Origin of the sequence: Kocuria sp. HSID16901, from assembly GCF_003989425.1 — a bacterium.
In the GTDB taxonomy this organism is placed as follows: Bacteria; Actinomycetota; Actinomycetes; order Actinomycetales; family Micrococcaceae; genus Rothia; species Rothia massiliensis.
The window spans coordinates 203,456-215,497 of the sequence record NZ_RBLM01000002.1 but is presented as its reverse complement, the minus strand read 5'-3'; the positions used below and the strand labels follow the sequence as shown (position 1 = coordinate 215,497).

Here is a 12,042-nt window from a genome sequence, read left to right as displayed (position 1 = left end):
CGAATTATCAGCGCAGGTCCGCCAACTTTTGCGAAATGACTTGGGTAATACCGTCGCCGCGCATCGAAACGCCATAGAGGGCATCCGCAATTTCCATGGTGCGCTTCTGGTGGGTGATGATGATCAACTGCGAGCTGAGCTGAAGTTCCTTGAGGATCGTCAAGAGTCGACCCAGGTTTCGGTCGTCCAAAGCGGCCTCGACCTCATCCATCACGTAGAACGGCGATGGCCGTGCCTTGAAGATCGCCACCAGCATCGCGATGGCAGTCAACGAGCGCTCGCCGCCGGATAAGAGAGAGAGTCTCTTGACCTTCTTCCCGGCAGGTTTGGCGTGCACCTCGATGCCGGTGGTCAGCATGTCGCTCGGATCGGTCAGGACCAGCTTTCCTTCGCCGCCGGGGAAGAGGGTGGAAAATACTTTGACGAACTCTTCTTGGGTGTCGTGGAAGGCCTGGGTGAAGACGGTTCGCACGTGATCATCGACATCGCGAATGATTTCTTCAAGATCGGCACGCGAGGCCTTGAGGTCCTCGAGTTGTTGCACGAGATACGTATGGCGCTCTTCCAGGGCCGCGAACTCTTCGAGGGCCAAGGGATTGACCTTGCCCAAGGCCTTGAGATCCTTGCGGGCTCGTTGGAGCCGTCGCTCCTGGGCCTCACGCACGAAGGGTTCCTCGCCCGTCGTCTCCCCAGATTCGTCCAGAACCGGAATCGGCAGGTGCGGACCGTAGTCAGACACCAAGGTGTCCGTCGTCAGGCTCAATTCCTCCAGGATCGATTCGCGGAGCGATTCCAATTTGGCTTCACGGGTGGCACGCTCCAGTTCTCCCGAATGGGCCTTGGAGCGTTGCGCGTCCAGTGCGTCTCGCTGGGATTTCTCGCGAGTCCGGGCTTCCGCTAGGCGTGATTCGAGTCCGGCCCGTTCTTTTTGGAGTCGTTCCCGTTCCGCGTCGGCCACGGTGAGGGAGGCCTCGAGACGTTCGCAGACCGAGCCGATCATGCTCAGAACTCGGCTGGTGGCCTGGTATTGGATGCGGCGGCGCTTTTCTTGGCGCTCGACCTCCGCATGTGCCGCCTTTTCCGTGGACACCGCACGCAGGGCGGCGTCTTTGCGTTGTTTGAGCTGGTCGATCTGGCTCTGCGCACTTCGAACTGCCAGGAGTGCTTCGGTCTCGCGAGTGCGAGCAGTCCTGGCCGCTTCCGTTGCGTCCTTCCTGGCGACCTCGGCGCGTTCCAACGCCTCGCCGCCGTCTTCGTCCTGGAGCTCCAATGCCGCCGAGACGGCCCCGACGGCGTGTTCCAGCTTCTCGGCCAATGCGGGCTCTCGCGCAGCGAGTTCTTCCAATCGGCGTTTGGCGCCGTCGAGCTCTTCCTCTGTGGAAGTCACGAGGGTCCGTGCCTGGGCGAGCACCGCGGCATTGGAACTGCTCTCCTTGCTGATGCGCGCGAATTCTTCGCGAGCGGCCCGCGCCGCCTCTCGGGATCGACGGTGTTCTTCCGAGGCTTTCCCGTGTTTGGCCACGGCTTGATCGTGCCGTTCTCGGAGCCCTGCCAGGGCTTCCTCGGCGGACGCCAAGCGGGCACTAATCTCCAGCCCGGTGGCCCCCGAGGCGCTTCCGCCGCGTGCTTGACCGGCGGCGATGACGGTCCCATCCGCGACGACGACCTGCCACCCCGGCGTCGTCAATTCGCCGTCGGGCAGCTCCAGCAGGCGGTCCCTCAATGCACAGGCAACGTCGAGGCTCGGGGCAATCAGGCACCTGCTCACGATGGTGCGCACGCTCTCGGCGAGGTCTCCACCGGTCACCACGCGAGGTGCCCACACGACGTCCGAGGCCCACGATTCCTTGATGCGATGAAGGGCATTCTCTAGGTCATCGCCTCCGCCACGCACCACATTCGGAGAGTCCACCAGCAGACTCACGACGCCGAGTCCTTCTTCGCGTGCATGGTTCAGAATGTTTTGAAGTGCTTCCGGCTCGCGGACGGCTAGCCCGTCGGCCACCGCGCCGAGTGCCACCGAGAGGGCTCCCGCATGTTCTGGTTCCACCGTGACGCCGTCCCGCACCCTGCGTATCTGGTCGCCAAATGCGGACGCTATCGCCTCCGTAGCGTCAGCGGCTGGAAGAGATTCTTTCAGCGCCTCAACCCGAGCCAGCGCCGCATCGAGTTCGCGCCGGGTCGCGTTGAGGGACGTCGCCGCCTTGTCCAACTGGGCTTGCGTGGACTCCGTTGCGGCGTGGGCTTCATCCGAGGCACGAGAGGCGGCGGTATCTTCATCGGTCGGGCCTGAGGCGCCAGAGAGCCTCTCGAGGTCCGTGCGATACGTGTCCAAGCGCTGTTGCACGGATGCGACTTCGGCCTCTTGTTCGCGACGTCGCGTCTGAAGCGATTCGTGTTCAGAACGTGCGGTGGACATGGCGCCTCGGAGAGACGCGAGGTTTTCCCGCCGCTCGGCCGAGGCCGCAACCAAGTGTGCGTGGTGGGCCTCAGCGGCTTGCGCCTCGTCCTCGGACCGGGAACGTTCCTCCCCGGCCTCGAGATGGCGCTGTTCCACCTGTTCCACGGCGTGCTCAGCGTCCTCAAGTTCGCGAGCAATCCGCTCGGCGTTGGCCTGAAGCTGTTCGGGGTCCCGCAGATGGGCCCTGCCAACGGGCGTGGACTGGGTGCGCTGCCGCTCCTGCGCCAATTGCTTGAGCGATTCGTAGCGTTCCCGCAGTTGGGAGAGCGCATACCAGGTGTCCCTGGCCCGAGACACTCGAGGGGAAAGGCCTGCCGCTTCCGCCTCGATCTCGGCGATGGCTCGAATCGCCTCCTCCTGCTCCGCCTCGAGACGCCGCAATTCGTCCGCAACACGTTGCAGCTCTTCTGCGTCGGTCTCCAATGCGGTCGAGGCTTGGACCCAATCGTCAGCGAATAGACGCGCGCGGGCGTCACGGACATCGTGTTGGATCCGCTGAGCGCGACGGGCCACCTTGGCTTGACGCCCCAGTGGGGTCAATTGCCGGCCAATCTCCCCGGTGAGATCCTCCAGCCGCGAGACGTTGGTTTCCATCGACGCGAGTTTGCGAAGCGTTTTCTCCTTGCGCCGGCGGTGTTTCAGGACGCCGGAAGCTTCTTCGATGAAGCCACGCCGCTCTTCCGGGGTCGCGTGCAAAATGCGGTCGAGTTGCCCTTGGCCCACGATCACGTGCATCTCGCGCCCGAGGCCGGAATCCGAAAGAAGCTCTTGGATATCGAGCAGGCGGCACGAGTTGCCGTTGATCGCGTATTCGGAGCCGCCGGTGCGAAACAAGGTCCGAGAGATCGTGACCTCGGAATATTCGATGGGTAATGCGCCGTCGGTGTTATCGATGGTCAGCGAAACGTGAGCACGGCCGAGTGGTGCACGGCCAGAGGTTCCCGCAAAGATGACGTCTTCCATCTTGCCGCCACGCAAGGATTTGGCTCCTTGTTCGCCCATGACCCAGGACAACGCATCGACGACGTTGGATTTTCCAGAGCCATTTGGCCCGACAACCGCCGTCACACCGGGCTCGAATTCGAAGGAGGTAGCCGAGGCAAAAGATTTGAACCCTTTGACCGTCAACGTCTTGAGGTGCATGCCTCTCCCTCGATTATGGTGCTCGGACGGATAGCGGGTCACCGTGAGAGATGACCGATCGCCCACTCTATCGCGTGCGTGTGCCGGCAACCCACCACAGGCATCAAGGTCCCATCTCACGTTTCGTGACCGGTGAAATGACTGACCGGCGGCGCACCGGGTAGTAGACTTGCCTCTTGAGTGTCGAGGACGATCCTCGCAACCACACCGCCCACTTTCCGGATAAAGGCTCGATTCATTGATCCCTAACTCTTCTATCCACCACCGCAACTCTGCGCTTCTTTCAGTGACCAAGGTGGAGGCCGAAGAGGAGTTGCCCTCCTCATACTTCGACGAGCAACTCGCGGATACCTATAGGCGTTTGAAGATGCCCAAGGGCCTTCTGGAGCGCCTCGCCGGAATCTCCTCTCGACGAGCATGGTCTGCCGAAAGTTCCTTCGAGCACGGCGCAGCCCAAGCGGGCCGTGCTGCACTGGCCGAAGCCGGTATCCAGCCCGAGCAGATCGGGCTCATCATCAACACGTCCGTCACCCGGGATAATTTCGAGCCCGCCGTCGCGGTGGGGATCCACCACGAGATCGGTCTCCCCCGCCACGCGTTGAACTTCGATATGACCAACGCGTGCCTCGGATTCGTGAACGGCCTCACCGTTGCATCATCCATGATTGATGCTGGAGCCATCGAGTACGCGCTCATCGTGTGCGGCGAGGACCCCACCCCGTGGCATGACACCGCCCTCAAAATGCTGAATGATCCGTCCGCAACTCGCGACGACGTCCTCGCACAGTTCGCGACGTTGACCCTCGGTTGCGGTGCCGCAGCCGCCGTCGTCGGACCCGCCGACCGCCACCCGGAAGGCCATCGGATTCTGGGATCAATTTCGCGAGCCGGAACCGAACACAAGGATTTGTGCATCGGAGGCGAAGCCGGCCAAGGCATGAGCACAGATGCCACCGGTCTGCTCAAGTACGGTCTCCAGCTCGTGACGGACGCATGGGATCGCGCGCACGAAGACGGTTGGGACTGGTCCGATATGGATGCATACGTCACCCACCAGATTTCCACTTCCCACACCAACGCGATTATCGACGCCGTTGGCATCGACCGCGACCGTATCCCCGTGACCTTCCCGTACTGGGGAAACGTCGCGGCGGCGGCACTTCCCATGACCCTCGCGCTGGAGGCCGAGCGACTCAAACCCGGCCAGCGTGTCCTGTGCATGGGCGTGGGTTCAGGTTTGAATACCGCCCTCATGGAAATCGCCTGGTAACCACCGACTCACCGCAAGGAAGAGGTACTCATTGGTCGCCGTGAACCGGACAGATCCCCACACGCCGCAGCCCGGACCGATTCCGCTCAAGCGTTGGCCCGGTGTGGCCCGCGATCAGAGCCGAACCCTCACGGTGCCCTCTTCCGCGCCCGTCGACGCTGGGACCGAGCGGACGTGGCATTTCTTGGACAACGCCGCGGAACTCGAGCGATTGGGCGTCGACCCAGTGGGGACCATCCTGTGTGTGCATGGCAACCCCACGTGGTCTTACCTGTGGCGAGACGTGGTCTCGGCCGGTGCAACCGCGGGGAGCCAGCCCTGGCGCGTGGTTGCCGTTGATCAGTTGGACATGGGGTATTCCGAACGAACCGGCACCGAAAGGAGCCTGACGGATCGCATCAGCGATCTCGGTGATTTCACCCGCACTCTGGGCATTGATGAGAATCCTGGTGAGCGCGGCATCGTGACGCTGAGCCACGACTGGGGCGGACTCATTTCACAAGGCTGGGGCGTGGAGCATCCCGAACTCCATAAGGGACGGATTTTCACCAACACGGCGTTGCACCACCCCCGCGAGGAGAAGATTCCCGCAGCACTACGGCTCGCGCTCCATCCGTCCGTGCATCGCCGAGGAACCTCGAGTACCACTGCCTTCCTGGATGTCACGCTCTCCTTACATCGAGGCGAGTGGGACCCCGAGGTCAAGGCGACCTTCCGGGCACCGTACCGTTCCGCCGAGGACCGCCTAGGGATCCAGAATTTCGTGGCGGACATTCCCCTCGACCCTTCGCACCCGGCGCATCCGCACATGGAACGCATCGCTCAAGCGGTCAATGATGACGATCTGCCCTGCCTGGTCCTCTGGGGCCCCGCCGATCCGGTTTTCCAACAGCGCTACCTCGACGACATCCTCGCACGGAATCCCCAGGCACAACTGCACCGTTTCGACGACTCCGGACACCTCGTCGCGGAAGACCAGAACATCGCCCCGGTGCTTTTCACCTGGCTGGATGAGGCCCTCTTGGGCGCACGTTCCGTGGTCAATCACCATCGCATCACCCGAGAGAAGGAACGCCGCGCCTCTCCCCTGGCCCTTCAGTACCGGCCCATGACGGCCGAACTGGACGAACGCCGCGACGACGAATCCCTCGCCGTCGTCGACATGGGCCCCGCCCACAAGTCGGCCAACCCGACGTCGCATGGGAAGCATGCTTCTGCGCCCTTGGCCACCATCCGGCGGCAATTGTCGTGGCGCGAACTCTCCGAAAACGTCGATCATGCGGCTGGCGTACTTCGGGACCTTGGTGTTCGAGCCGGAACTCGTGTGAACCTTCTGGTCCCGCCGGGTTCACGACTCACCATTCTCATTTACGCGTGTCTGCGCATCGGGGCCGTCATCGTGATTGCCGATACTGGGTTGGGAATCCGCGGTCTGACCCGTGCCTTGAAGGGGGCTTCCCCGGAATTCCTGATTGGCACCCCTCAAGCTCTCCTCGCGGCCAAGACCGCCGGGTGGCCGGGACGGCGAATTCTGGCAGGTACGGGGCATTCGAGCACCCTCAAATTCCTTGGTGCTGAGGCAGGCATCGACTCTCACGGCGGCCGCCAGGCTCAACCGTCGACGCCGTGGGATACCCCCCAACCCGATAACGTGGCCGCGATTCTCTATACCTCCGGTTCCACCGGGCCGGCCAAGGGCGTTGCCTACACCCATCGCCAGCTTTCCGCGATGAGGGACGCCATCCAGAACACGTACAACCTCTCCGCAGGTGCCGGCCTCGTCGCGGGCTTTGCTCCCTTTGCGCTGCTCGGACCGGCTCTGGGCGCCACCTCGGTCACCCCTGACATGGACGTGACCAAACCCAAGACCCTGACGGCCCGCGCCCTCGCCCAGGCGGTGGAGGCAATCCGTGCGACCGTCGTTTTCGCGAGCCCAGCCGCCCTCATGAACGTCGTGGCCACTAAGGACGACTTGAGCGAACGGGAACGCGGCGCCATGCAACGCGTAGGGCGCTTGCTCTCGGCAGGTGCCCCTATCACCATCCCGCTCCTCGAAGAGGTCGCGACGGTATGCCCCAACGCCAAACTTCATACCCCGTATGGCATGACGGAATGCCTACCGGTGACCGATATCAACCTCAACCAGATCCGTGAGGCCGCGGCAGACTCCGAACCGGAAAATGGTGTGGACGGTGCCGGCAGCGGTGTCTGCGTAGGAACTCCCGTTTACGGTGCCCGTGTGGCGGTGGTTCCCCTCGACGAGGAAGGCCGCGCGACCGGGAATCCGACCTACACGCAAAACGTCACCGGCGAAATCATTGCCTCCGCACCGCACGCCAAGGATCACTACGACCGACTGTGGTGGACCGAACGTGCCTCGGATACCATTCCGGGCTGGCATCGCACCGGCGACGTCGGACACTTCGACGCGAGCGGGCGCCTCTGGGTCGAAGGACGGATGTCCCACCTTCTCTCCACGCCTGAAGGCATCATCACGCCCGTTGCCGCCGAGACCGCCGCGGAACACATCACTGGGGTCCGCCGCGCCGCGGTGGTGGGCGTCGGGCCGTGGGGCGCTCAGGTGCCGGTCATCGTCGTCGAACGCGACGCCGGTGAGAACGGAAGCAAGCACGCACGAGTCAAGGACGGCCCGGCACCGCCCAATCTGACCCGTGCCGTACGGTCCGCAGTGGAATCCGCCACCGGCATTCGAGCTGCGGCAATTCTTCAGGTACGTGAGCACCCGACCGATATTCGTCACAACTCCAAGATCGACCGCCCGCGCCTGGCCTCTTGGGCCACGTCGGTACTATCCGGTGGAAAGGTCACGAAACCATGAGCAAGCGCACGCCTTGGAAGGCCCCCGATCCGAGTACTCGCCGCGAGATCCTGGCAGACCATTCGCTGGCCAAGTCCCGCAACCGCACCATCGTGGTCACGGGCGCGAGTGGATTGCTTGGCTCGCGCGTCGCGTTGCGGCTGATCGCCCGCGGATACACGGTGCGTTGTTTCCAGCGACGCGACGCCGTGGCGGTGCGAGAATCTTTGCAGAGCAAGGGCCTGGAGCGTCTCGAACAGCATCGCGGGTCCATTACGAATCCTGGACACGTCGCTCGTGCGCTGGAGGGCGCCGACGCCGTGATTCACCTTGCCGCCAAGGTATCGGTGACCGGACCGTGGGAAGAATACGTCCGGACCAATGTGACCGGAACCCGACTGCTCCTGGAAGGCGCCCGCGCCGCGGGGATGCGAAAGTTCGTCTACGTTTCGTCCCCCTCCGTCGCACACTCGGGCTCCGCCATCATGGGCGAAGCCAATGAACCCGCCGACCCGGCGGCGGCACGGGGCAACTACGCACGGTCCAAGGCCTACGCCGAACGCCTCGCCCTCGACTACGACGCCGAGGATTTCCTCGTGGGCGTCGTTCGCCCGCACCTCGTGTGGGGTCCTGGAGATACGCAATTGGTCGAGCGCGTGATCGAACGCGCCCACCGGGGCGGCATCCCCCTTCTGGACGCCGGTGCGGCCCTGATCGACTCCACCTACGTGGATAATGCCGCCGAGGCCATCGTGAAGGATTACAAGCGGCTCAAGACCGTTCACGGCAAACCGCTGGTTATCAGCAATGGCGAACCGCGCACGGTCGGTGAACTGATGACCATGATGTGCGACGCCGCGGGAGTTCGTCCGCCGGAACGCACGGTCCCGGCCTCGCTCGCGAAGCTCGCGGGAAGTGTGGTCGAGAAAATCTGGGAGAAGCGCCCGAATGGCGATGAGCCGCCGATGACGCGCTTCCTCGCCGAACAACTCTCGACCTCACATTGGTTTGATCAGCGCGAAACCCAGCAACTGCTGGGTTGGACGCCTGAGGTGAGCATCGACGAAGGAATGCGCCGGTTGCGGCGCTACTACCGCCCGCGGGTGGGTGAACACACCGCGGCGCTGAAGCCACTGGTCTGAGGGTCGACGCGGCCCGGCCGGCCTCGTCCGGGTCGCGAAGTGACGGTGCGCCTCGCCTGAGCTATACCAAAGGACGAAAGCCTTGAGGAGCACGTTGACACTTGGGGCATCGATACGAGGATCGATTCATCAACGGCTCCCGCACGATCGCTGCCCCACATCGTTTGCACGGCAACCCAGCGCGCCCATAAACATTCAACCCGCGCTCAAAATAGCCGGATTCCCCATTCACATTCACGTACAGCGCATCGAAGCTCGTCCCGCCTTGAGCCAGAGCCTCCGTCATCACCTCGGCAGCCGCATGGACGACCTCGCGGGTTTTCTGCGCCGACAGCGACCGCGCCGGCTTCGCGTAGTGAATCCGGGCGCGCCACAGCGCTTCATCCGCGTAGATATTTCCGATGCCGGAAATCACCGACTGATCCAAGAGGACGCGTTTGATGCCGCTGGTCGTCCGAAGAATGCGCCGTCGGAATTGCTGCGCGTCGAAATAGGGGTCTAGCGGGTCGCGGCCAATATGCGCGACAGTCTGGGGAATTTCGGGAAGGTCCAACACACTGGTGGACGCGGCCGGCACGGGTCTCCCCTGCGCGTCAGCAACCGGAACGACGTCGTCGAGAAAGAGCCCTCCGAAAATCCGCTGATCAACGAACCGGAGCTCCACCGCCTGGCCGTCGGCGGTTTCCAGCGTGAACGTGATGCGGGTGTGTCGATGCGGAGGCATGTCCGCGGTCGCCAACAGTAGTTGTCCGCTCATCCCCAGGTGCACGACGACGCCGCGAGGGTCGAGCTGCCCGTCGTCAGAAGAGAACCGCAGCCACATGTATTTTCCCCGGCGGCACACATCCCGGATGACGGCTCGGTTCAGGGCAGACGCGAAGTGTTCCGGGGTTCCAGGATGGCGCCGCAGAGAGCGGGGATCAGCGACCTCAACGCCCACGATCCGGGCACCCATGATGTGCCTGGCGAGCCCGGACCGGACTACCTCAACCTCGGGTAGTTCAGGCACGATCCTGGCTGTTGTCTCGCAGCTGGGTGACGTCGGCCGACTCCTGTGAGGTCAGGTGGCGGTATGCCGCCTCGGCCGCAGCTCGCTCGGCGTGTTTCTTGGCTGTACCGGTGCCGACGCCTTGGGTCGTATTTCCGACCTCGAGCCGCGCTTCAAAGACGCGAGCGTGATCCGGTCCGCTTCCGGTCACGTGGTATTGAATGTCGCCCAAATCCATGGCGGCAGCCAGTTCTTGAATTTCCGTCTTCCAATCCCGGCCAGCGCCCAGAACGAAGTCATCGTCCAGAAGCGGTGTGGTCAAGCGAAGTACGAGGTCCCGGGCGGGAGCTCCACCGCACGATATGTACGCGGCACCAAAGAGGGCTTCCATGGTGTCGGCAAGGATTGAGTCCTTGTCCTCACCGTGGGTCAACATCTCGCCTCGGCCCAACCGAATATGGGGGCCGACCTCGAGGGATCGGGCGATCGCCGCAAGGGACCGCTCAGAGACGACGGCTGCCCGACGCTTGGCTAATTCACCTTCCGGGAGGTCAGGGAATCGACCGTAAAGCTCCGAGGTGACCGCCAGGCCCAGCACTGAGTCGCCAAGAAACTCGAGGCGCTCGTTGTGTGGGATACCGCCATTTTCATAGGCGTAAGAACGGTGTGTGAGCGCAAGCTGAAGCGTCTCGGCGTCGATGTCGACGCCGAGACGCTTCAACAGGTCTCCGTGTTGCACGGTAGTCATAGGGACGCCGGTCTTAGGCGTCGGCCACCTTGCGACCCTTGTACTCAAGGTACAGGGGGGTGCCGGCGGTATCGGTGACGACCTTCGCCTGGTGGGGAAGGCTGTAGGTCACCTTGCCATTTTCAACAGTCTTGACCAGCTGAGGCGCGGAGGCCTTCCACTGGGAGCGACGTGCGCGCGTATTGGCACGGGACATTTTCCGCTTGGGAACAGCCACGGCTATCTCTCTTCTCTCGTCTCGGTTGTCTCGTTTGCGGTCTCCGCACCGAACAGCCCGGAAAGGGCCGACCAGCGAGGATCCAGGTTCTCGTGGTGATGATCGGGATTCTCGTCGAGGCGCACTCCACATTCGGAGCACAGGCCCTGACAATCCTCCCGGCACACGGGCTGGAACGGCAGTTGCGTGATGACCGCATCTCGCAGCACCGGTTCAAGATCGATTGAATCGTTCTCTACGCAGTACTGCTCGTCTGCTTCGTCTTGCGACTGGCCTTGGGGTTCACGTTCAAAAACATACAGCTCTTGAATGTCAGCCGTCACTGGATAGTCGATGGGATCCAAACACCGGCTGCACTCTCCGTGAACATTCACGGAGGCAACACCATTGACAAAGATACCATCATGCACGGATTCCAGGCGGAGATCGAGTGTGATGTCGGAACCCTCGGGCGCCCCAATTTGGGGATTCCCGAAGTCCTGAGGCACAGTCACGGTCTCATCGAGGTGTTCCGTGCTCCCCGGCCGCTTGGCCAGCTCCCTCACGGAAACCGTCAGGGATGAAGAACTGTCATTACTGATGATGAACTCCTGATACGACGTGATGACCGACTGTCTAGCCTACTCAGCCAATCGTGAGTAAACAACCCTCGACCCTCTGGGGCGCAGGGCTTATGACCAACATCATATGGTGGCCGGTTGAAGCAGGCTAGGGGAAACCTCCGATTCCGGGTCCGCCTATCCCCCGAGACGACGCCCGACCGAGCGGGGAACAAAACTCCGAATGTCGCCCCCGAATGAGGCCACCTCTTTGATGAGAGAGGAGGACAAATGTCCGTTCTTCGGGTCGCCCGCCAGAAATACCGTTTCGACACCGCTGATATTGCGGTTCATGGTCGCCATGGGAGCCTCGTAGACGAAGTCTTTCGCGTCTCGGAGGCCTTTGACGATCGCCGTCGCCCCGCGCGACCGAGCGTATTCGGCAAGAAGCCCCTCAGCCATCGGCTCGACGGTTACGCCGTCGAGCCAGCCGAAGACCTCGGTCACCATCTCGAGGCGCTCCTCGAGGCTAAATCTGTACTTTTTGGCGGGATTATTAGACACGGCGACGATGACACCACTGGAGAAAATCTTCGTGGCGCGGGTGATCACTTCGACATGTCCGTTATGAATCGGGTCGAAAGAACCCGGGCAAACGGCAAGACTCATGGCTCCAAGTTACCAGGGCTCGCCTCGCCGGGGCTTGTCGTGCCGGG

9 protein-coding genes are annotated in these 12,042 nt (G+C 62.8%); 3 read left to right on the top strand and 6 right to left on the bottom strand.

Annotated features, from left to right (window positions below):
• Positions 1–7 precede the first annotated feature (7 nt).
• Positions 8–3,604 (bottom strand): chromosome segregation protein SMC, encoded by a 3,597-nt coding sequence (gene smc, locus D8M21_RS03165; RefSeq protein ID WP_126855653.1) that lies wholly within the window; start codon positions 3,602–3,604, stop codon positions 8–10.
• 238 nt (positions 3,605–3,842) lie between these two features.
• Here smc and D8M21_RS03160 point away from each other — a divergent pair, with 238 nt between their 5' ends.
• From D8M21_RS03160 to D8M21_RS03150, 3 genes are read left to right on the top strand one after another with little or no spacing between them, the layout of a single operon-like run.
• Positions 3,843–4,874, top strand: coding sequence for a 3-oxoacyl-ACP synthase III (locus D8M21_RS03160; protein ID WP_048678094.1), 1,032 nt, complete (start codon positions 3,843–3,845; stop codon positions 4,872–4,874).
• A 40-nt stretch (positions 4,875–4,914) separates the two neighbouring features.
• A complete protein-coding gene (locus D8M21_RS03155) occupies positions 4,915–7,713 on the top strand; it encodes an alpha/beta fold hydrolase (protein ID WP_082156627.1) in 2,799 nt (932 codons plus the stop codon).
• Positions 7,710–8,834 carry an NAD-dependent epimerase/dehydratase family protein gene (locus D8M21_RS03150; RefSeq protein WP_082156585.1) on the top strand — a complete coding sequence of 375 codons (1,125 nt, stop codon included), beginning with the start codon at positions 7,710–7,712 and terminating at the stop codon, positions 8,832–8,834. The genes D8M21_RS03155 and D8M21_RS03150 overlap by 4 nt, the downstream gene beginning before the upstream one ends.
• A gap of 61 nt (positions 8,835–8,895) precedes the next feature.
• Here D8M21_RS03150 and mutM read toward each other — a convergent pair whose 3' ends face one another.
• The 5 genes from mutM to coaD form a co-directional block, all read right to left on the bottom strand.
• A complete protein-coding gene (gene mutM / locus D8M21_RS03145; protein WP_048678092.1) occupies positions 8,896–9,843 on the bottom strand; it encodes a bifunctional DNA-formamidopyrimidine glycosylase/DNA-(apurinic or apyrimidinic site) lyase in 948 nt (315 codons plus the stop codon).
• Entirely contained in the window at positions 9,836–10,570 is a 735-nt protein-coding gene (gene rnc, locus D8M21_RS03140; protein WP_048678091.1) for a ribonuclease III, read from the bottom strand. The genes mutM and rnc overlap by 8 nt, the downstream gene beginning before the upstream one ends.
• 13 nt (positions 10,571–10,583) lie before the next feature.
• A complete protein-coding gene (rpmF, locus tag D8M21_RS03135) occupies positions 10,584–10,787 on the bottom strand; it encodes a 50S ribosomal protein L32 (RefSeq protein WP_030014584.1) in 204 nt (67 codons plus the stop codon).
• Between the two features lie 2 nt (positions 10,788–10,789).
• Positions 10,790–11,368, bottom strand: a complete 579-nt coding sequence (locus tag D8M21_RS03130) for a YceD family protein (RefSeq protein ID WP_048678089.1) — start codon at positions 11,366–11,368, stop codon at positions 10,790–10,792.
• Between the two features lie 156 nt (positions 11,369–11,524).
• Positions 11,525–11,995, bottom strand: coding sequence for a pantetheine-phosphate adenylyltransferase (gene coaD, locus D8M21_RS03125; protein ID WP_048678087.1), 471 nt, complete (start codon positions 11,993–11,995; stop codon positions 11,525–11,527).
• Positions 11,996–12,042: the final 47 nt, after the last annotated feature.

Excerpts from the sequence above, each read along its gene's own strand:
- D8M21_RS03150 (WP_082156585.1), top strand. The coding sequence starts at position 7,710 with ATGAGCAAGCGCACGCCTTGGAAGGCCCCCGATCCGAGTACTCGCCGC.
- smc (WP_126855653.1), bottom strand. The coding sequence starts at position 3,604 with ATGCACCTCAAGACGTTGACGGTCAAAGGGTTCAAATCTTTTGCCTCG.
- coaD (WP_048678087.1), bottom strand. The coding sequence starts at position 11,995 with ATGAGTCTTGCCGTTTGCCCGGGTTCTTTCGACCCGATTCATAACGGA.
- rnc (WP_048678091.1), bottom strand. The coding sequence starts at position 10,570 with ATGACTACCGTGCAACACGGAGACCTGTTGAAGCGTCTCGGCGTCGAC.